The sequence below is a fragment of the Ravibacter arvi genome (genome assembly GCF_039540405.1).
GTDB lineage: Bacteria > Bacteroidota > Bacteroidia > Cytophagales > Spirosomataceae > Ravibacter > Ravibacter arvi.
Map to the genome: position 1 here is coordinate 225108 of NZ_BAABEY010000011.1, position 21226 is coordinate 246333.

A 21226-nucleotide genomic window follows, 5' to 3' on the forward strand; every position below is an offset into this window, starting at 1 on the left:
CGTTGAGCGATATGAAAATTGTAACCAATCCCGGCCGGGAAGAATGGCCGGAATTACTGAAAAGGCCCGAATTACCCAGAGGCGATATTGAGTCGAGGGTGCAGGGCATTATCGACGCGGTAAAAGAAGGAGGCGATCAGGCCCTGCTGGAACTGGCAGCCAGATTTGACGGTTTCACGGGCGAATCACTCGAAATAAGTCAGGCCGAGATTGCGGCATCGGCCGCACTGCTCGAAGCCCCCCTTAAGGCAGCTATCGGGAAGGCCTATCAGAATATCCTTAAATTCCACGAGTCCCAACGCCAGGCAGTTGAAAAGATTGAGACTGCTCCGGGAGTTACTTGTTGGCGCCGAAGTGTAGGCATTGAGAAGGTAGGCATCTACATCCCCGGAGGGTCTGCTCCCCTCTTCAGTACGGTACTGATGCTCGCTATTCCCGCGAAGCTGGCCGGTTGCAGGGAAATTATTCTTTGTACGCCGTCCAACCACCCGGCCATTCTGTATGCCGCTCAATTGACCGGCGTTACACGCGTGTTGAGAATCGGGGGAGCCCAGGCCATAGCCGCACTTGCTTACGGAACTGAAACGATCCCGAAAGTATTCAAGATTTTCGGACCAGGCAACCAGTATGTTACGCATGCCAAGCTAATGGTTTCCAAAGAGGGGGTCGCCATTGACATGCCTGCGGGACCTTCGGAGGTAGCCGTATGGGCCGACGAAACTGCCGTGCCTGATTTTGTAGCGGCCGACCTGCTTTCACAGGCCGAACACGGTCCCGACAGCCAGGTAATCCTGGTTTCTACCAGTGCGTCTTTGATCAACGCGGTTGACAAAGCGCTGGCCGGGCAGATGGAACAACTCTCCCGGAAAGGAATTGCCGAAGCAGCTATCGCCAACAGCAAGGCCATTTTGCTTGCAAATGAAGAGGAAGCGCTTGATCTCCTCAACGAATATGCACCCGAACACCTGATTCTGAGCATTGAAAATGCAGAGGCAGTTTCGGAAAAAATCATCAACGCCGGGTCGGTTTTCCTGGGCAATTACACGCCTGAGTCCTGCGGCGATTACGCTTCCGGCACCAACCATACGCTACCTACAAACGGGCACGCCAAGGCCTACAGTGGCGTATCACTGGATAGTTTCACAAAAAAAATCACCTTTCAGCACATTACGCCCGAAGGGCTCCGCGGGCTGGGACCGGTAGTAGAAGCCCTAGCAGAAGCAGAAACATTGACCGCTCATAAAAATGCGGTAGCCATCAGGCTCAAGTCGTGAGGCGTTAGCTGTGAGCGGCGTACAAAATAAACCTCGAGCAAATCGGCTCATTCCTGACAGCTCAAGGCTAAAATCTTTCCAACCATGAATAAGAATTTCGATCTGTCCCGTGTTCTCAGGCCTCACATTCTGAACCTGACTCCATATTCCTCCGCCAGGGACGAGTATACCGGCAAGGAGGGCGTATTCCTGGATGCCAACGAAAACCCGATAGGATCGGCCACCCATGCACCTTTCAACCGGTATCCCGATCCCTATCAACAGGAAATAAAACAATTGCTCGCTCCCGTCAAAGGTGTGGCGCCCGAACAGATTTTTCTGGGTAACGGCAGCGACGAAGCCATCGATCTGCTGATCAGGGCTACCTGTAGACCGGGGAGCGACAACCTCATTATCTTGCCGCCCACCTACGGGATGTACGAAGTAAGCGCGAATATCAATGATGTGGAAGTCCGGAAAGTAAGCCTCACCGAAGATTTCCAGATCAGGCCGGAAGCCATCCTCGCGCAAACGGATGCGCACACCAAAATTATCTGGGTGTGTTCTCCCAATAACCCGACCGGCAACTCGATAGACGGGGACGCCATCCGGAAACTGCTGGATGAATTCGACGGCCTGGTGGTGGTGGACGAAGCTTATATTGATTTCACCGCCCAACCCTCCTGGACAAATGAACTGGTTAACTACCCGAACCTGGTGGTCATTCAAACCTTTTCAAAGGCTTGGGGACTGGCTTCGCTCCGGACCGGTATGGGCTTTGCCTCAGTTGCGCTTATCGCGGTTCTGAACAAAATCAAACCTCCCTATAACATCGGGGGACCGTCGCAGCTGCTGCTTCTGGAGGCGTTGCGGAACAAAGACGTTGTTCCGGCAATGATCGCCGAAATTCTCGCGCAGCGGGAAGCTCTGGCCTCATCCCTGACAGCGCTCCCGATTGTACAAAAGGTATATCCGTCTGACGCGAATTTCCTGCTGGTAAGGTTTAACGACGCGAAAGCAACAATGAATTACCTGGTTGATGAAAAAATCATTGTGAGAGACCGCTCAAAAGTAACGCTTTGCGAGGGATGCCTTAGGATCACGGTAGGCACGGCTGCGGAAAATGAGTCGCTGCTGCAATCGCTCCGCGAACTGGCCGGCGCCTGAGCGACGCTTAAAACTTGCCGCAAGCAGAGAAAGCCCTATTTATTTCCAAATAATATTGTGGATCTCTCAACGTTACTTTTAATATTGCGGATGTAATAATCCGGGAATTGGACATTATATGAAATGATCTATATGAAAAAGCTAATTTTTACGCTGATTGGTTTCCTCTCTATTTCGCTGGCACATGCCCAGTATGATAATTTTGCTGTTGGATTTAAACTGGGAGAACCTACCGGGATCAATATCCGGAAGTATTTCAACAACATCAACGCGCTTGACCTGACTGTTGGAACCTACGGAGGGATTATCGGGAACAACCGGGATTATCGCAGCGGCAAGTACAAAAATGTAGGCCTGGCGGTTCAGGTACACTACCTCTGGCATACACCGCTTTTCAATTCCGAAAACCTTCATTTGTATTACGGGTTCGGCGGGCAGATTAACAGCAGAAAATACTACGCCGATAACCGGGCGCATCTCCCCTCCCCTGGCAATTATGAAAAGTCCCTGTCCATCGGTGGTTCACTCCTGGGCGGTTTTGAATATTTTCTCCCGGATGGCAGGCTTTCCATTTTCGCGGAAGGCGGTACCTACATTGAAGTTTTGCAGCGGCCTTTCTTCCTGAGCCCGAATGTTTCGGCAGGGTTGAGGATTAACTTATAATACCGTCATCCCGACCGGAGCACCCCGTCATCCCGACCGAAGCGGAGGGATCTCCCGTTTCAACAAGGAGATTTCTCCGCTACGTTTCACTCCGGTCGAAATGACGGCAGAGATAGTCATCCCGACCGGAGCGGAGGGATCTCCCGTTTTAACAAGGAGATTTCTCCGCTGCGTTTCACTCCGGTCGAAATGACGGCAGAGATAGTCATCCCGACCGAAGCGGAGGGATCTCCCGTTTCAACAAGGAGATTTCTCCGCTACGTTTCACTCCGGTCGAAATGACGGCAGGGATAGTCATCCCGACCGAAGCGGAGGGATCTCCCGGTCCTGCCTGGCGGGCCCCGACTTGATTGTTGCCACGAATTCCATTGAAGCACGTTTGGTGCTTTGATTTAAGTAAACAACGCTTAGGTTTTGACCTGGTTGAGGATCAGACATCCGGCAGATTGTGTTAAAGGGGTTCGACGGGCTCAGGCGCCATCCGGCGGGCAGCCTCCGGTAGGCAGCCTTCGACGAGCTCAGGCACCGTCCGGCAGGCACCATCCGGCAGGCACCATCCGGCAGGCGCCTGAGCCTGTCGAAGGCTTATCTTTGGATACCCATTCAATAGAAGCCATGCGTCCCATTATCAGGCATCTGTAAGTTTGTTGTACAGAATTCACGAATAGACTGTTTTATTCGTGAATTCGTGGCTTTTAGTGAATCCTGACAGGAGATTTATCCACTCCGTTTCACTCCGGTCGAAATGACGGAGTTACGAGAGAACCGTTCATCAAAATGTTCAAAATCTACAGTTCCTCGGCAGGCTCCGGCAAAACCTATACGCTCACAAAAGAGTACATCAAGCTCGCTTTAAACGAGACCAACGACTCCTACTACCGCCATATCCTGGCCGTCACGTTTACGAATGCAGCGGCCCAGGAAATGAAAGAACGTATCCTCCTGATGCTGCGCCTGTTTGCAGATAATCCGAAGCATCCGATGCTCCTGGATATCGCAAAGGAGCTCTATCCGGAGTCTGCCGGAAATACTGTCTTGCTACAGGAAAAAACCGACGAAATCGGCCGGAGAGCCGCGCGGATTTTTACCCGTATCCTCCACGGCTATGCCGATTTTTCGGTGATGACCATTGACAGTTTTACGTCGAGGCTGGTAGGCTCCTTCACCGACGAGCTGGGGCTGCCTTTCGGATTTGAAACACGACTGGATAGCGATTTCCTGACTGAAGCTATTGACCGTGTACTCGCCAGGATAGGCCTTACAGGTGAGGAAACGCTGTCGGAAGTGGTCGAAAAATACTACCTGGAGCATGCGCGGGCGGAAGGCGCCTGGGGAGCGCTGCCCCGGCACATGCTGAACGCAGCAGGCGATTTGCTCAATGAACAGAGCTACCTGTCAATGTCCCGGGTAAGCGATTTGACCTTAACGGACTGGCAGCAAATAAGGCAGCAATTGCTCACGTTTCTCAAGGAAAAAGAATCACTCATCACCGGATTGGCGAACGATGCGTTTCAATCCATCGAAAGCGCAGGGTTATCGCCTTCCGACTTTTTCCAGTCAGCCCGCGGCATCTACGGTTATTTTAGCGCGCGCGCCCAGGCAGGCAATACCAAGGTCTGGGAAGCGCCGAATTCGTACGTTACAAAAACCATCGAAGAGGAGAAATGGAGCGCCGGGAAGGTTTCGACCCACGCTGCATTGGCTATTGAGAACATTTGCGGAGCGCTTACCGGTGCCTACCGGCAAATAGAAACCATCCGGGACGAGTACGGCGGTCTCGCTGCGCTTTTCAAGGCAATTGCAGGCCAGCTCTTCAGCCTCTCGCTCCTTAACGAAATCAAACGCGAATTCGACAGGTTGCTCCGCCAGAACAACCAGGTGCACATTTCCGAATTCAACCGGAAGATCATCGAAATCGTGGCGAATGATCCTGTACCTTTCATTTTTGAAAGACTGGGTGAAAAGTACCACCACATCCTGATCGATGAGTTCCAGGATACTTCCAGGCTCCAGTTTGCTAACCTGCTGCCCCTCATTGAAAATGCATTGTCTTACGGACATTTCAACCTGATCGTCGGTGACGTAAAGCAAGCCATATACAGGTTCAGAGGCGGTGATATGGAGCTTCTTCTGAAACTTTCCGGCGGACAGGCAGCACAAATTACACAGCTGTTTGACGGCAGTGGCGCCTTTATGGCGGATCGCCTCCATTTGGTCGGCAGCCAGACGGACCTTGCCCGACTTTCCGTCAACAGGCGAAGCTTTCAGGAAATTACTGCCTTCAACAACGATTTTTTCGACTTCCTGGCGCGCACCAATGACCGGGCGCTGGGCAAAGCGGTGTATGACGAGCATTTCCGCCAGGCTTCAGGCCCGGCCACACCCTCGGGCGGGCACATCCAGATCGATTTCTTTGAGGGAGGAAAGACGGATGACAATGAGGAAATCCCAACAGGTGACGAACCAGATGAAAACACCGCCCCGGATCCGCAGGTTGGGGCGGTAATCGCGCAAATTCAGTCCCTGGTGTCCGAAGGCTACGATTTCCGGGATATCGCGGTGCTTTGCCGCTATAAGAAAAACGCAGCAAAGCTGGCTGTATGGCTTCAGAGTTCAGGCGTCCCGCTCGTTTCCGATGATTCCCTTCTTCTCGCCAACTCAAAGTACGTAGCGCTTGTCGTATCGTTTCTGAAGATTCTGCACAACCCGGCCAGCGTCAGCCTGAAGCTGGAAACTGCGCTTTCACTTTTGCAGATTCGTTCGCCGAATCCCCCGGGCGGAGCAGAGATGGATAAAATCGCAATTATGAGCCGATCCGGCGACCCGGAAGTGTTCTTCAACTGGTTATCCGGCTTCGGTATACGGTTCGACACGATCGAGCCCGGCCAGCTCGGTTTGTATGAACTTTGCGAACAGATTATTGCCAGGCTGCAACTGAACCCGGACCCGGTCGAGTACCAGTATGTCTTCCGCTTCCTGGATGAAGTTCTACGCTTTGAAGCCAATCGCGTAAGCCACCTGGGCGATTTCCTTAATTGGTGGGAAATGTCCGGGAAAGCGCTTTCCGTTACGGCCTCAGATGAAACCAATGCGGTCAGGATCACCACCGTGCACAAATCAAAAGGGTTGGAATACCCGGTCGTGATCTTCCCTTATGCCGACTGGAAAGCCACTCCCAAACCGGGAACACGCCTCTGGGTGAACCTGGACCATGTGGAAGCCTCCGAACTTACCGCCTCAAATGATTCTCCTGCAATCCGCGGGTCAAAACTGGCTACGGTAGCCATCCCGCTCTCCAAAAACCTGGAAGAAACACCGGTTGCGGCCCAGTACCTGGACGAAGTAGACCGTGTATTGCTCGAAAACATCAACCTGACGTATGTGGCGTTTACAAGGCCTGTTCAGCGCCTGTACCTCCTGGCCGCCTTACCCACACTCCCCAAAAGTCCGACCGCATCACCACCGGCTTCCCTGCATTTCTGGCTCCAGAGCTACCTGGAAGAAAAGGGAGTATGGAGCCCCGGGCAGCTTCGATACATACTCGCAGACGGAACCCGGCCTCAAAGCGTCGACAAGCACATTGAGCCAGGAGCAGCCGTTGTCCTGACTGCCCCATTCGGCAAGGGTGAAACGGCGAATGTCCAAATAAAAAGGAACCCGCTCTTCGAACCCGGCGAAACCGATACTACGCTGGAACTGAACCGCAAATTACGGCACATGATGAGCCTGCTTCCCTCTGCCGACTTGCTGCGCCCATTCCTGAAAAAACAGGTGCTTGCCGGTCTGCTCAGACCCGAAGAAGTGGATGTCCTGGAAGAAAAAATTTCAGAGGTGCTCCGGTTGCCGGGCCTGGACACGGTCTTCGCCGCGTCTAACACCAGGTTGTCCGGCGAGATTATTCAGCAAGGTGGCGATCTCCTGGAGGCCGACAAAATCGTCCGAACGCCGGAAGGCCGGTACCTCGTCGCGCTCTTTGCCGAAAACAACCGGACCGCTACCGACAAGATCCGGCGCCTTATGACCGCCTGTTCGGCCGGCGGCCTGGAAAAAGTAACCGGTCTCCTGGTGGATATCTTTGCAGAACCGGTACAGGCCACCTGGTTTAACTAGCTCAACGCTACGTTTTTTGTCTCGTCCTTGACCGCGTTAAACATATATCCCACCCCTTTCAGCGTTTTGATATACCCTTCACCCAGCTTTTCACGCAGTTTCCGGATATGCACATCGACTGTTCGTTCCAGTACATAAATGTCTGCACCCCAGATTTTCTGCAACAATTCGTCACGTCCGCAGACTTTATCTGGGTTCTGGGCAAGATACAGAAGCAGTTCGAATTCTTTCTTGGGCAAAGTAATCGACCTGCCTTCCTGGACCACCGAGTAATTTTTCGGGTTAATAACCAGGTCGGCAATCGTTAATTCTCCTTTCTGCTCCGTTTTCTGGGTTTCACGCCGGAACAAAGCATTGATACGACTAATCAGCGCCCGGATTTTGATGGGCTTGGTGATATAATCGTCGGCTCCTACTTCAAACGCAGCTATTTCCGAGTATTCTTCGGAGCGGGCGGTAAGAAACAGGATGTACACATTTTTGTAGGCCGGTAACTGCCTGATCCTCCTTGCCGTCTCAATGCCATCCATCTGCGGCATCATGATATCCAGAAGCAGGACATCCGGGTTAAACCCTTCCGAAAGTTTGAGAAGCGCTTCCTTTCCGTTCCCGGCGGTTTCAACTACATATCCTTCCCGGGTGAGGTTGTAGTCAAGAAGTTCAATAATGTCAGGCTCGTCATCTACAACCAGAACCTTATGCGATTTTTGCAGTGTTTTTAAGGCTTCCATGCTTTTACTATTCACACCAATGGCCGCAAATCTATGGGTTATTTCCTATAAATGAATCCCGGATAAGGAGTCTTAACACAATGATAATATCATTACGATTCCAGCCCGACCCCTCTTGTTTTCTAGCTGGTAATCAATACAGTAGCAACAAAAACACACCTGTTCTTAGCTTCGTGCTTCCCGTTTCTTCTTTAAAATATAAATGATCGGCTATATCCCGACGGTGTTGATCAGCGCAATGCAAATAAACCAGCCAAGCTGGTTATTCCGCGCAGTTTTCCACATCCCGGCCAGTTTCCAGGCTGCCTCCCAAATTATACCATTGACAACAACAGGTTTGGAGCCGCTCCAACCGGTGGGTCATCCCGACCGCAGTGGAGGGATCTCCCGCTCCCTTCACCCAATCCCTTTTAGAGGATTTTTTATAGTAACAGGAGATCCTTCGACTCCGCTGCGCTGCGCTACAGGATGACCCTCCGGGTGGTAATCGTTACCTGACCACTATGATCCGGCGGGCTGTCGCGATTCCTTTCACCCGGACAAAATAAACACCCGGCGTCAGGTCGGCAATGTTTACCGGCTCGCCGGCCGAACCCACCATCCTATTGAAGATCAGGATGCCGCGCGCGTCGGTTACCGATATTTCGGCCGGGAATCGCCGTTGATCCTGCAACAGAAAGAACGCATCGCTTGCGGGAACGGGTCCGACGTCAAAAGCGTCATGCCGAGTTCCAGGTACTGTGACAGAGCGGATCAGCGAAAGAGAGGCCGTGCCGTCGTGGTCAACCATCCTGAGCCTGTAATACAGAACGCCTGTTCCCGGCTCAATATCTACCCAGCGATAGGTCCGGAGACTTTCGCTTTCAGGCCCCCTTCCCGGAATACGTACAACGGGTTCCAGCTCTCCCGGGTTCCGACCCCTTTCCAGCACAAAGTGGGAAAAACTTTGCTCTGCGGTGGTCTTCCAGCTCACCCGTACCGAACGGCGATTTTCGGCAAGCGCCGGGTCAAAGGCGGCGAGGGACACCGGAAGCGGGTCCTCCAGGCATTGCGTGTTCATTTTTACTGCATGGGTACTCAGACCGTAAACCACGTTATTGATCACCCGGTTGCCGTAGGCCGATAATCCTGAAAACTCGCCCGAAGGAGAAATCTGGCGATCGGAGCAATAGTCTTTAAACCAGGTCCATGCCAGCCAGCCCACATTTTTCTCCTGCGCCCGCGTCAGTAAATGATCGAGATGAATTGCGTATTGGCAAGGCTGGGCATCGCTCTGGTAATTGGCCACTTCTCCGAGCATAATGGGTACATTGGCATCGGCGATGTGCTGAACAAAGTCGGACAGCTGACTATCCTGGTAGAAATTTTCCGCCCAATAGCCATGCACCGAAAAAACCAGGTTATGGAGCGGATCGTGGTTCTGAAGCTCATTTCCCCGGTCCAGCAACGGCTGCAGGCTGGTACCGCAATCGGGCGCATCGATTACGATCGGCGTCCTGATGCCCGCAGACCGCAACGCGGTGACTACGTTTTTGTAATGCGTAGTCCAGGTGTTCAGGGCCGCAGCAGGATTGCCGGCCCAACTGACGTTGCCGAACTCATTGGCAGGGTTGATCATCAGGAAGGACCGGTGCTTTTCGATGAGCGCCAGTACATCGGCCCGCTGCCACCAGGGCGTAATAACCGAGCTGAAGCGGGAATAATCGTTACTGCAGGTCAGGTCCCAAAGTCCGACCATCGACACAATGCCGGCGTTGCGAAAACGGGTGATCACCTCATCGAGGTCCGCGAGGTTGTAGCCGGGCCGGCCGGACTGGCCGTAGTCCGCATACCACTGGATACGCACCAGGTTGGGATTGGCTTTAATTATCTGCGCCGACTTTTCGCCGGCAGCAAGGTTAGCCGGGAAATCCCAGTCATCAAGGAGAGAATAATTTACCCCCCGGGGTACAAAGGGATAACCGCAAGGATCGATGATGTTGTGATGGGCAGCCTGCAGCAGCTCGCTTTGGCATGGCGCGGTACCATCTGTTGCCCGGTTTTTAAAGAAATCCCAGATCGCGCCCGTTACTTCCCAATCGGCAACATCGGGCCAGCCATGTCCGCCCCCGACAATCCGAACCAGGCTCAGTTCGGCCGGGGCATTGCAGAATACCAACTTTTTAACCGACCCCGACGGCGTTAACTCCTGCTGCGAAAGACCGTAGGTATCTTGCCCGCAGGTATAATAAGCCAGGGAAGAGAGCGGCCATTCGCCCCACGGATCCGGCATATGATTGGGATCCGGATAAGCCACCGTGCCGTCTGCGTCACCATGTATGTGCAAAACCGGGATCGACCGGAAAGCCGGTGAAGAAAAGAAATCATTCCAGTTATAACCATTGACGGCATACATATTACCTGCCACCGGCGCAATCGCCGCAATCCTGCCCGGTAATGACATACCCAGGTTGTAGGCCATAAAACCACCGGCGGAGTGCCCCGTAACATACACTTTTGCCGTATTGACCTGGTAGACCTGGCAAAGGTAATCGAGCAGCGATGCAATAAAATAAATGTCTTTCAGATCGCCTTTGGCCCGGCTCCAGCTACCGCCCTGGGCGGTAGGATAAACGGCCATAAACTGTTCGCTATCGGCAAGATGGTCAAATCCGGAATAGCTTTTGATGAGAGCGCCCGTTCCGCCGTCCCCATGCAGGACGAAGACTACCGGCAAGTTGCGGGAGACATACGTACCCGGCGCATGAATGAGATAGCTCCGGTCACCGGCGGACGTAGGAAGCGTCGCGGAAATATCCACGGCAGAGGCGGGATAAGAAACAGCACCTGCCATGATCAGAAAGAAAAACAGGTAACACGAAGGTTTCATTGGCGTCCTGTAATCAGGTGTTCTCCCGTAAAAATCCGGCAAACAGATAACGTTGATGATTGAGTATTAACCAAATATAGTAAAATAGATAGAAATGTTATTCAACCATATAATTCCGTCTCCTGCAGGACAGCCGCCTAAAAGAGAGTACATCTTACCTAAGTAATATTTACAGGAAGGTAATTGTGTCTTACCGGTTAGAGGGGGTCTTCAGGGAGGAAGTCTTTTGGGGAGCAGTCGAGCACCCTGGCAATCTCGTTGAGGCGTTTCAGGTTGTACTTAGCCCTGAACTTTTTACTTTCAACTTGCCCGATATAACCGGATGAGCAGCCCAGGCGGTCAGCAAAAGCTTCCTGGGAAAAACCTTTTTTTTCCCGGAGCTCCTTCACCCGCTGAATGACGTACCATTCAATATCCGCGCTTTTTACTACATCCGACATACTAATTGCAAGAACGAGCAGAAAAAAAGTATGTCTACTTATACAGGTATAAGTATTTTTTACTATCTTTGAATGTCCGTATTGTTTTTCGGACCAAGTCGCTCATTCCAGGCAAACATTCGCCGGGGGCCTGCTGTACTTTTATTTTAAGGTAAATCTTCATCCTGACAATCAAACAAAACCAAGATGAACCCGTATTTCGATCTTATTTTCCGTTTGGTGATTCGTCACCCGCATTAGCGATTATTACATTTTCCTGGGTTTTCAAAGCCGGTTATTCCGAATACGCAGGTATTTCTGACCGGTCGGATATTGCCCGCATACTGCATACGGTTAACCTGACCCTTTTCCTTTTTTTACGCTGTTCTGAATTTACTTAACTCATCCTGTTTACGGTCTGACCCGGAGCCTGATATGGGGCTCCGGCAGCCTCAGCAGTGAACCTTTAAATTCATCATTCTATGAACCAGCTGATCATTCCACCGTATGAAGCGAGTCCCGGGTAAAATCCGGGCAATACCTTCATACGGTTTGATCAGGCATCTTTCATCAACTCAAAATCAATTTAAGCAATGAAACACATTTATTGCCCGCGGGGGAAGGTATGCGCCTACGTATATGCTATCTCGCTTCTTTTAGCGTTACCCTGGTACGGGAGTCTTGTGCGGGCACAGGATAACCTTACCGTTCAGGGCCGGGTATTGTCTGCTGTTGATAATGAAGCGTTGCCCGGCGCCTCTGTCCAGGTCAGGGGAAGCAACCAGGGAACTATTACCGACCGAAACGGCTCGTTCTCGTTTACAGTTACCGGTAGTTCCGCCAACCTGCGCGTTTCTTTTATCGGGTACAGGACGATAGACACCACTTTAACACTCCCGTTAAAGAAAGAGCTGCTCCTGGTGCTCAGCCAGGACGCCAATGTGCTGGAGGGGGTAACGGTGTCAACTGGGTACTGGGAGACATCCAGGCGGCTGAGTACGGGAAATATTGCAAAAGTGACCGCATCCGAGATCAACAACCAGCCGGTAGGCAACCTGCTCACCGCGCTCCAGGGCCGCGTCGCGGGCCTCGTAGTCACGCCGGCCAGCGGGTTACCCGGTAGCCACCACACGATCTCTATCAGAGGGCTGAATTCCATCGGAAGCGGAAACGAACCGCTTTTCATTGTAGACGGCATTCCGTTTATCGGGAACAGCCTTTCGCAGATCAATGGCGCCGCAGGTCAGCAAAGTCCTTTTGTCAATATAGCGCCCGGAGACATCGAAGCAATCGAAGTATTAAAGGATGCCGATGCCACCGCTATTTATGGTAGCCGGGGTGCAAACGGGGTAATACTGATCACCACCAAAAGAGCGTCAACGGGCAAGCCCACCTTTGACCTTGAGATCTCCGGCGGGGCGGGCAGAACGTTAAATACCATGACGCTCATGAATACCCAACAATATCTCCAGATGCGGCGTGAAGCTTTCCGGAATGATGGTCTCCAGCCCAATGCCGCCAACGCCGCCGATTTATTAACCTGGAACCCTGAGCATTATACTGACTGGAAAAAACTCCTGATCGGCAATACTGCGTTTATCGGCGATATCCGCGCGGCTTTCTCGGCCGGAGCCAACGGAAATTACATGAGACTATCAGGCGGTTACCGGAAAGAAACCAACGTATTCCCCGGCCAACTCGGCGATCAGCGCATGTCACTACAGCTTTATAGCGGCCATGTTTCCAAAGACAATAAGATCCGCCTGGATTTTTCATCACAATACGCGCTTTATCAAAGTAATTCGGTTCCCCAGGATCTTACCGGTTCCATCTTCGCCGCGCCCAATATGCCCGTCGGTTCCGACGGCGGCGGCGGAGCGCTTGAGGGCCTGCTAAGCCTACGCCGAAAATACCGTACCGCCTCCCACAACCTGATTAACAACTTAGTATTGACTTATAAACCCGTTAACGGGCTGTCCCTGAAACTAAATGCCGGCTTTAACAGGATGCAGATGGATGAGACCAGTGTGTTTCCAAAGGAGTCTTACGAAATTCCGCGCGAAAGCGGGAACTCGAACTTTGGGACTTCCCGGGTAAGCGGCTGGATACTCGAACCGCAGGCCTCCTATGTGTTTTCTAAAGCCGATCACAAATGGGAGGTCATGGCCGGGGCTACTTTTCAGGAAACCCTAAATAACCGGAATACAATAGCAGCATCAGGCTTTAGCAGTGAAGCGCTATTGGAAAGCCCTGCTGCAGCCTCTGAAACCGCCATCACCCAAAATACTTCACAATACAGGTACGCTTCCCTCCTGGGCCGGATCAACTATACATTCAGGTACCGGTATGTACTCAACCTGACCGGGCGCCGGGATGGCTCCTCCCGGTTCGGGCCGGAGAACCGGTTTGCCAATTTTGGCGCCGTCGGGGCTGCATGGCTTTTTGGCGAAGAAAAGTGGATGAACGGGCTTCGCTTTCTTTCGTCGGGTAAACTGCGGGCCAGCTACGGGTTAACCGGTAATGACCGTATCGGGGACTATCAATATCTGGACACATATGGAAGCACGCAATACCCTTATCAAGGGGTCAGCGGCCTCCTCCCTACCAAGCTTTTCAATCCCGTATATGGCTGGGAGACAAACAAAAAGCTGGAATGGGCCCTTGAAATGGGCTTTCTAAAAGACAAGCTACGGGTTTCGGTGGCCCGATACCAAAACCGCAGCGGCAACCAGCTGCTGACCTATCCGCTGCCTTCTCAAACCGGCTTTGCCGGCATTACCCGCAATTTGCCGGCTACCGTACTGAATTCGGGATGGGAAATAGAAATGCAAACCCACCTGTCAAAAGGAGACTTCAGTTGGGGCGCTTCACTCAACTTCAGCATTGTTAAAAACAAACTCCTCGCATTCCCGGACCTGGAAAATTCAAGCTATGCATCCCGTTACCAGGTCGGTCATTCCCTTCAAATCAGGAAGGTATACCACTACACAGGCGTAGACCCACAGACAGGCATCTGGCAGGTTGACATGGACGCCGACCGGTCGGCTATTGTCGATCTGACACCAAAATACTACGGAGGCTTAAGCCAGAATCTAAAATGGCGCCGCTGGGAAATGGACCTTTTCTTTCGCTTTTCGAGAGGATGGGTACACAACTACCTGTACAGTCTCCCGGCAGCACCCGGACTCAGAGGATATAACATGCCGGTGACTCTTTTGAACCGCTGGCAGAAGGCTGGAGATCAAACTGACATCCAGAAGTTTACCACGGGGTCTACGGATGCCTCCAGGGCGTACGGGACTTATTTCACAAACTCGGACGGTGCCTATACGCTGATGCACATGCTGCGATTGGGCAATCTGTCAGTTTCCTATACCTTCCCCGCTATAGGAAAACCAGGAAAAACAAAAACCTTCAAAACACAACTCAGGTGCCAGAATCTCTTCACGATCACCAATTACGAAGGCAATGATCCGGAAGTGACCTACCTGGGTTTCCTCCCCCCGATGAGAATGGTCACGGCCGGGATCCAACTGAAATTCTAGTTTTCATACAGACCTACCTTAGCGATGTTTCGAATCAAAACAAATTTGCTTATCCCTTGTGCACTGGCAGTCTGTTCATGTGCCGACTTTGTAGACATTCCCGGACCGGTGAATGAGCTCACCCAAAAACAAGTGCTGATCGACGACCGTAGTGCCACGGCGGTTGTATCGGGCATTTACAGCAGTATGGTTGCAGAAGGTTCCACACTCGGCAGCGTGATCCAGATTGCCGGGGGCCTTTACGCCGGAGAACTGGACTATACAGGAAATGATGACAACTATCTTCAGTTCTCCAATCGGCAGCTATTGGCCGCAAACAGTTATGTCTCACGTTCCTGGAGTGATTTCTACAAATTCATCTACTACGCCAATGCGCTTCTTGAAGGCCTGACTCAGCCGGTTAACGTGACCTCTGCAACGGCTTCCCAGCTGGAAGGAGAAGCCCGGTTGATAAGGGGGTTCTGCTATTTCTACCTGACCAATTTATGGGGCGCAGTGCCGCTGGTAACCAGTACTGCTTACCAGTCCAATATGCTGCTTCCAAAAACGCCGGCAGAAGAAATAAACGCTGCCATTATCGAAGACCTGAAAAAGGCGGTTGCGCTTTTACCGGAGCAATATGTTTCAGCAGAAAGGTGCCGCCCCAATAAATATACAGCAATGGCCCTCCTGGCCAGGGTCCAGCTTCAGCTCGGGGATTGGCAAAATGCAGAAGCCAATGCGACCGCGGTAATAGAACACAAACTTTACCAGCTGGAACCAATTGATCGTGTGTTCCTTAAAGAAAGCCAGGAAACGATCTGGCAACTGATGACAGTCTCTCCGCTTTACAACACTGTTCTGGGGTACATGTTTATTCCCAATGGCACGGCTACACCCCGGTATCCGGTCGCGGAACCTCTGCTCAACAGTTTTGAGCCTGGCGACGCCAGAGAGAAATGGACCCAGGTCCGTACCAATACCAGGGGCACCTTCTACTTCCCTTTTAAATACAGGGTCCGTTTTGGAGGCTCCCCCTTGAACGAGTACCCGGTAGTGCTTCGCTTGGGCGAACAGTACCTGATCCGGGCCGAGGCCCGCGCGATGTCGGGAAATATTACCGGCGCTGCCGCCGACATAAACGCTATAAGGCAAAGGGCCGGGGTTAGCCCTCTTCCCGATCTGGACATAGCAAGCCCCCTGGATACCCTCGCCGGCGAACGTTTCCGGGAGCTATTTACTGAATGGGGCGATCGTTGGCTGACCATCAAACGTTTTAACACCCGGCACAAAGTGCTGCTACCTCCAATGACAGAACTTGCTTCCCGGCCCAGCTGGGTGTGGCCTATCCCTTTCTCTCAATTACAGAACAATCCCTTTTTAGAACAGAATGAAGGTTATTAGTCTTTTCTGGAGAAAGAGTTGTTTGGTACCGGCCCTTGTCGGTTTCGTTCTAGGTGCTTACGGACAAGCACCCATAAAGCCGGATTACGGTATACAAATCGGGCAATCCCTGGATCCTTCTTATTTACTGCAGGCCAAAACCGTCCGCAACGGGCAGCAATCCCGGCCTCCGGCCACCGGCTCCTGGATACTGCTCGATTTCTGGGAGACGTATTGCGCGGCTTGTATTGCCTCTTTACCCAAGCTGGATAGCCTTCAGCGCCGTTTTGCCGACACCGTAAAGTTCATCCCGGTTACCGGCAGCTCCTGGCCGCTGGTGCACAAAACTCTTAGCCGGTTACGTATGGACAGCCTGGAGTCCCTGAATTTCATCGTGGAAGACACCGCGCTCAACAGGCGCTTCCCGCATGCGGAGATACCTCACGTGGTTTGGGTAGACCCCAGGGGCGTAGTCAAGGCAATCACCGGGGGAGACCAGGTCAACGAGTCGATTATTTCCCGGGTACTTTCAGAAAAAGAGGTAGAACTGACCAGAAAGCAAGACAATTTACGCTGGGATAAGAGTAAGCCATTGGGAGGATTGGATCCTGAGGAGATCAAGCCGCTGTACCGCTCGGCGCTTCTGAAATACAACGCTGCCAACGGCTCTTCTATCTCGTTCAAGTGCTGGGATGGAAAAAGTAATGTAGGTCAGAAAAATCACGTGTACATTTCCAACCAGGGGCCTGTCCAAATGTACTACGCGGCCTTTATGGCGCTAACCGAAGGCTCAGTCGGTTCGCCCAACCCTTATCGTATCAGCGTGGAAATAAAGGATGAATACGTCAGGCAACGCTATGCAGATCCGGATCTTTCCCCCTACCCTTTCTTACCAACAGAGTTTCCCTTCCTGGAATGGAACGACAAATATGCATTCCGAAAAGACAATAGCTTCAGCTATGATCTGATGCTGGAACACCCCGTTCCTGATAGCCTTTTCCTGGAATATGTCCTGGAAGATCTTAACCGCTTCTTTCCCTTCAAAGGCAGTGTCGAGCTACGGCAAACCGAATGTTTGGTACTGGTCGCAGAGGATGTCCAAAAAGCCAGAGAAACTTTGAAATCAAAAACCTTACAAAAAAGCTGGCGGATCGGCAATGAATCTATTGCCTCACATGGAGGAACTCTCAGCGAGTTTGTAGGAAAGCACTTGTCCTGGTTAGGATGCCCACCCATATTAGATGAAACCGGGATTACAGATCCCGTCGATATTGAAATATTTTTTAACGATTGCGCCGGCTACAGTCGCCTGAATGGCCTGGTCTCCAATACACCGTGGGACGAAAATTGTGTGAGAAATGAGTTGGCTAAATATGGGCTTTCATTCAAAAAAGATAAAAGATGGGTAAAAATGCTGGTGCTTAAAGATCGGTAACGGTCGGAATTAAATACAGGTCGGGGCCAGGCCAGGTTCAAACGATTTGAGGTAATACCAGGGACCGGTACCGGAAATAGCCCCAAAGGCCACTTTCATTGCACAATATGTTTTTACAAAGCTGCTACGACCGGTTTAGAGTCGCGGCAGCTTTTTTATTAATCGGAATTTGTTTGAGGATCCTAGCGCTTATTATCCGGGCGCACCTTGCGCATTTTACTCAGACGGCCGGTACCGGGACAACCCCGGGAGGCAATCCTCCGGCACCGGAAGAAGACTTCAATAACCTGACTTTCAATTATAACCCACAACCGTCTTATACCGCAGGGTCTCATACAAGCATAAGGACATTTCGCATTTATTTCCTATTTTGTCATTTGTATACTTTAGACGAAATTTGTCGGAATTGATAACCTTCGCTATCAGGATCCTTAGATAAAAAAGCACTTTCGAAGTAATCCACCAACAAAAATCACCCCCATCATGAACCCAAACCAGGGCGGATTTAATCCGGACTCCTACAGAAATACCCCCTATTACCTGAAATTCGCTTCCGTTCTGGTTGGCTTGGTTGCATTCGTATACATCCTGAGCGTCCTTAGTGATCCGCTTCTGTCGCTTCTGTTCTCCGCGTTATTTTCGATATTGCTCCACCCGCTATGCCTCCGGTTCGAAAAGTGGGGCATCCCGCGTGTAATTGCCACGATCCTGAGCATCATCCTGTTTTTCGTGGTGCTGGCCGGGCTGGTCTACCTGGTTGTTCTTCAGGTTTCTTCTTTCGGTGACGCAATCCCCACCTTTTCTGCCAAAGCAGAAGCTTTTCTTGAATCCACTATTGCATGGATTGAGCAGAATTTTGCAGTGAGCCGGACACAACAGGTCAGTGAAGGAAAAAAGTACCTGATGAATCTCCTCGGTGAAAGCCGCGACATGATGGCCCAAACAGTGGTTTCATTCGGCGGACTTATCGGTACCGCCGTGCTGGTTCCTCTTTATGTTTTTTTCTTTCTCCTCTACCGCGACTTTTTCAGGCAATTTATATACAAGGCTTTTAGCAGCGTTTCCAACACCCGGCTTGATAAAATATTAGACCGCATTTACGAAGTTATTCAGAGCTATATGTCCGGCCTGGTCCTGGTCATTGGCATAGTCGGCGTACTCAACACCATAGGATTGTGGATTCTCGGTGTTGACTATGCGATTTTCTTTGGCTTCCTCGCAGCATTTCTCATTCTTATCCCCTACATCGGTATTTTCATCGGCTCCCTGCTGCCTGCAGTCTATAGCCTGGTTACCATGGATTCGCCGTGGGTTTCGCTGGGCGTGATCGGGGTGATGTCCGTCGTTCAGTTTCTGGAAGGGAATTTCATTACGCCCAATATTGTCGGCTCAAAGGTCAGCATCAACCCGCTCTCGGCAATCGTAATGCTTTTGCTCGGCGGCAAGCTCTGGGGGTTGCCGGGACTTATCCTGGCGCTTCCGCTCACAGCCATTATTAAGGTCATACTGGATTCAAACCCGGCGCTTGAGCCTTACGGCTACCTGCTGGGCGAACCGGAAAAGGAATTGAAAGAGGAGCGCATGCACATGCGGGAGGAACAACGGGCAGAGGTTCCGCGGAAGCGCAGGTATTCAAATAAGAAGAGGAAGAAGCCCGGCAACAGACCGGGCAGCTCACCGGAAGGAGCGGCCGGCGAAGTTTCCACTGCTTCATAAAAATGGCCACGAATTCACGAATAAATAAGTAATTAGTGAATTCGTGGCTTTTATACGCAAAGGCTTTGCCTTCCAATACCGGTTACTCCCATTCGATGGTAGCCGGCGGTTTGGAAGAGATGTCGTAAACCACCCGGTTAACCCCCCTTACTTTGTTAATGATCTCATTGGAGACATCCGCAAGAAAAGAATAGGGTAAATGGGCCCAATCGGCTGTCATACCGTCTATGGACGTTACTGCTCGCAAAGCGACCACGTTTTCATAAGTCCTTTCATCTCCCATTACACCTACGCTCTGAACGGGCAGCAACATCGCTCCTGCCTGCCATACTTCCTCGTATAGGTTATCCCGCCGCAAGCCGCCGATAAACAGGTCGTCTACCTGCTGAAGAACCGCTACCTTCTGGGCGGTTACCTCGCCAAGAATACGGATCGCCAGCCCCGGTCCGGGGAACGGATGCCGCTTGAGGATATTCGGCGAAATTCCCAAAACACTGCCCACCGCCCGGACCTCGTCCTTAAACAGCGTATTGAGCGGTTCTACAACTTTCAGTTTCATGAAATCTGGAAGCCCGCCCACATTGTGATGCGACTTGATGGTTGCCGACGGACCTTTCACAGAAACCGACTCGATGACATCCGGATAAATGGTACCCTGTCCCAACCACTTCACGTCAGAAAGAAGGTGCGCTTCGTGATCAAAAACATCGATAAAGGTTTTTCCAATCGCTTTACGCTTCGCTTCGGGATCGGTAAGCCCCTTCAAAGCGGTATAAAACTGCTCTTTCGCATCAACCCCCTTGATGTTGAGCCCCATGTTTTCATAGGACGCAAGTACCGATTCAAATTCATTTTTCCTGAGCAGCCCGTTGTCTACGAAAATACAGTAGAGATTATCGCCGATTGCCCGGTGGATCAGCGTTGCGGCTACGGTGGAATCAACGCCGCCTGACAAAGCCATCACCACCTTATCGTTACCCAACCTGAATTTCAGGTCGCGGATGGTGCTGTCTACAAATGACTCGGACGTCCACGACTGGCTGCACCCGCATATATTGACAACAAAGTTGTAAAGCAGCTTTTTGCCGTCTTCCGAATGTGTTACCTCGGGATGAAATTGTATACCGTAGGTGAGCTCCTCGTTAATTTTAAAGGCAGCCACCTCCACTGACTCTGTAGAAGCCAGAATATTAAAGTTGTCGGGAATCCGGACAATGGTATCTCCGTGCGACATCCAGACCTGAGACCCGGAAGAAATGCCCGCAAAAAGAGACGAATCCTCATCACCTACCTGGATAACCGCCCTGCCGTACTCCCGATGGGCAGCGGGCAGTACATCGCCGCCCGACACATGAGCCAGGAGCTGCGCCCCATAACACACGCCGAGCACCGGCACCTGGCCACGGTACTGCCCGAGGTCCAGCCTGGGAGAATCCTGGTCGCGTACCGAGCAGGGGCTCCCCGAAAGAATAATCCCCTTGACAGAAGCATCAATTTCAGGCAAATGGTTGAAAGGATGTATCTCGCAATAAACGTCAAGTTCCCTTACCCGACGCGCGATCAACTGGGTGTATTGCGACCCAAAGTCTATAATTAATATCTGTTCTTTCATTGATCATTAGTAACTAAGATCCAAAAGTAGGCAGAAAGCCCGAATTCAGGAAATTGTCTTCACGATTGAAAAAATATTTGCCAATCAATAAATTACGTTAACTTTGTGGCAAAATATCATTTTTCAAAAAATCCAAATGAATCAAGGAACAGTAAAATTCTTTAACGAAACCAAAGGTTATGGCTTCATTAAGGATACCCAATCAGGACAAGATTACTTCGTGCATGTATCTGGTCTGGTAGACGAAATACGTGAGAACGACGCAGTTACTTTTGATTTGCAAGAGGGTCGCAAAGGTCTCAATGCCGTGAATGTGAAACTTGCTTAAGCAATACATATATCGG

At 51.4% G+C, this 21226-nt stretch carries 15 protein-coding genes; 9 read left to right on the forward strand and 6 right to left on the reverse strand.

The genetic code is table 11. From position 1 onward, the window contains the following. Positions 1-11: 11 nt before the first annotated feature. The 4 genes from hisD to ABD852_RS05695 all read left to right on the forward strand — a co-directional run bounded on the left by hisD (position 12) and on the right by ABD852_RS05695 (position 7193). Complete coding sequence (gene hisD, locus ABD852_RS05680; RefSeq protein ID WP_345027066.1) at positions 12-1274, forward strand: histidinol dehydrogenase; 1263 nt, start codon at positions 12-14, stop codon at positions 1272-1274. Positions 1275-1358: 84 nt separating this feature from the next. After that, a complete protein-coding gene (hisC, locus tag ABD852_RS05685; protein WP_345027067.1) occupies positions 1359-2420 on the forward strand; it encodes a histidinol-phosphate transaminase in 1062 nt (353 codons plus the stop codon). Between the two features lie 132 nt (positions 2421-2552). Then, on the forward strand, positions 2553-3083 hold the full coding sequence (locus ABD852_RS05690; protein ID WP_345027068.1) for a hypothetical protein: 531 nt from the start codon (positions 2553-2555) through the stop codon (positions 3081-3083). A gap of 777 nt (positions 3084-3860) precedes the next feature. After that, positions 3861-7193 carry a UvrD-helicase domain-containing protein gene (locus ABD852_RS05695; protein WP_345027069.1) on the forward strand — a complete coding sequence of 1111 codons (3333 nt, stop codon included), beginning with the start codon at positions 3861-3863 and terminating at the stop codon, positions 7191-7193. Here ABD852_RS05695 and ABD852_RS05700 read toward each other — a convergent pair. The 5 genes from ABD852_RS05700 to ABD852_RS05715 form a co-directional block, all read right to left on the reverse strand. After that, positions 7190-7924 (reverse strand): response regulator transcription factor, encoded by a 735-nt coding sequence (locus ABD852_RS05700; protein ID WP_345027070.1) that lies wholly within the window; start codon positions 7922-7924, stop codon positions 7190-7192. The two genes, ABD852_RS05695 and ABD852_RS05700, sit on opposite strands and share 4 nt — an antisense overlap. Before the next feature lie 210 nt (positions 7925-8134). After that, positions 8135-8209, reverse strand: a complete 75-nt coding sequence (locus ABD852_RS23045) for a DUF5652 family protein (protein WP_425568771.1) — start codon at positions 8207-8209, stop codon at positions 8135-8137. After that, positions 8187-8324, reverse strand: a complete 138-nt coding sequence (locus tag ABD852_RS05705; RefSeq protein ID WP_345027072.1) for a hypothetical protein — start codon at positions 8322-8324, stop codon at positions 8187-8189. The genes ABD852_RS23045 and ABD852_RS05705 overlap by 23 nt, the downstream gene beginning before the upstream one ends. A 90-nt stretch (positions 8325-8414) precedes the next feature. Continuing rightward, entirely contained in the window at positions 8415-10793 is a 2379-nt protein-coding gene (locus ABD852_RS05710) for a cellulase family glycosylhydrolase (protein ID WP_345027073.1), read from the reverse strand. A gap of 197 nt (positions 10794-10990) precedes the next feature. Then, positions 10991-11233 carry a helix-turn-helix domain-containing protein gene (locus ABD852_RS05715; protein WP_345027074.1) on the reverse strand — a complete coding sequence of 81 codons (243 nt, stop codon included), beginning with the start codon at positions 11231-11233 and terminating at the stop codon, positions 10991-10993. 572 nt (positions 11234-11805) lie between these two features. On the opposite strand from ABD852_RS05715, the gene ABD852_RS05720 reads away from it, so the two are divergent. The 4 genes from ABD852_RS05720 (at position 11806) to ABD852_RS05735 (ending at position 19270) form a co-directional block, all read left to right on the forward strand. Then, positions 11806-14757, forward strand: coding sequence for a SusC/RagA family TonB-linked outer membrane protein (locus ABD852_RS05720; RefSeq protein WP_345027075.1), 2952 nt, complete (start codon positions 11806-11808; stop codon positions 14755-14757). 45 nt (positions 14758-14802) lie between these two features. Next, positions 14803-16140: a RagB/SusD family nutrient uptake outer membrane protein gene (locus tag ABD852_RS05725; protein WP_345027076.1), complete on the forward strand. Its 1338-nt coding sequence runs from the start codon at positions 14803-14805 to the stop codon at positions 16138-16140. Continuing rightward, the gene (locus tag ABD852_RS05730) at positions 16127-17554 is read left to right on the forward strand and encodes a TlpA family protein disulfide reductase (protein ID WP_345027077.1); all 1428 of its coding nucleotides are present in this window, start codon (positions 16127-16129) and stop codon (positions 17552-17554) included. The genes ABD852_RS05725 and ABD852_RS05730 overlap by 14 nt, the downstream gene beginning before the upstream one ends. A gap of 483 nt (positions 17555-18037) precedes the next feature. After that, complete coding sequence (locus ABD852_RS05735) at positions 18038-19270, forward strand: AI-2E family transporter (RefSeq protein WP_345027078.1); 1233 nt, start codon at positions 18038-18040, stop codon at positions 19268-19270. Positions 19271-19352: 82 nt separating this feature from the next. On the opposite strand, the gene guaA is transcribed toward ABD852_RS05735, so the two are convergent. Next, on the reverse strand, positions 19353-20882 hold the full coding sequence (gene guaA / locus ABD852_RS05740; RefSeq protein ID WP_345027079.1) for a glutamine-hydrolyzing GMP synthase: 1530 nt from the start codon (positions 20880-20882) through the stop codon (positions 19353-19355). Between the two features lie 136 nt (positions 20883-21018). Between guaA and ABD852_RS05745 the strand changes: the two genes are divergently transcribed. Next, entirely contained in the window at positions 21019-21210 is a 192-nt protein-coding gene (locus tag ABD852_RS05745; RefSeq protein WP_345027080.1) for a cold-shock protein, read from the forward strand. Positions 21211-21226 lie beyond the last annotated feature (16 nt).

What these genes read in the sequence shown, in the direction of transcription:
- hisD (WP_345027066.1), top strand. Translation starts at nt 12, where the DNA reads ATGAAAATTGTAACCAATCCCGGCCGGGAAGAATGGCCGGAATTACTG.
- hisC (WP_345027067.1), top strand. Translation starts at nt 1,359, where the DNA reads ATGAATAAGAATTTCGATCTGTCCCGTGTTCTCAGGCCTCACATTCTG.
- ABD852_RS05690 (WP_345027068.1), top strand. Translation starts at nt 2,553, where the DNA reads ATGAAAAAGCTAATTTTTACGCTGATTGGTTTCCTCTCTATTTCGCTG.
- ABD852_RS05695 (WP_345027069.1), top strand. Translation starts at nt 3,861, where the DNA reads ATGTTCAAAATCTACAGTTCCTCGGCAGGCTCCGGCAAAACCTATACG.
- ABD852_RS05700 (WP_345027070.1), bottom strand. Translation starts at nt 7,924, where the DNA reads ATGGAAGCCTTAAAAACACTGCAAAAATCGCATAAGGTTCTGGTTGTA.
- ABD852_RS05710 (WP_345027073.1), bottom strand. Translation starts at nt 10,793, where the DNA reads ATGAAACCTTCGTGTTACCTGTTTTTCTTTCTGATCATGGCAGGTGCT.
- ABD852_RS05715 (WP_345027074.1), bottom strand. Translation starts at nt 11,233, where the DNA reads ATGTCGGATGTAGTAAAAAGCGCGGATATTGAATGGTACGTCATTCAG.
- ABD852_RS05720 (WP_345027075.1), top strand. Translation starts at nt 11,806, where the DNA reads ATGAAACACATTTATTGCCCGCGGGGGAAGGTATGCGCCTACGTATAT.
- ABD852_RS05730 (WP_345027077.1), top strand. Translation starts at nt 16,127, where the DNA reads ATGAAGGTTATTAGTCTTTTCTGGAGAAAGAGTTGTTTGGTACCGGCC.
- ABD852_RS05735 (WP_345027078.1), top strand. Translation starts at nt 18,038, where the DNA reads ATGAACCCAAACCAGGGCGGATTTAATCCGGACTCCTACAGAAATACC.
- guaA (WP_345027079.1), bottom strand. Translation starts at nt 20,882, where the DNA reads ATGAAAGAACAGATATTAATTATAGACTTTGGGTCGCAATACACCCAG.
- ABD852_RS05745 (WP_345027080.1), top strand. Translation starts at nt 21,019, where the DNA reads ATGAATCAAGGAACAGTAAAATTCTTTAACGAAACCAAAGGTTATGGC.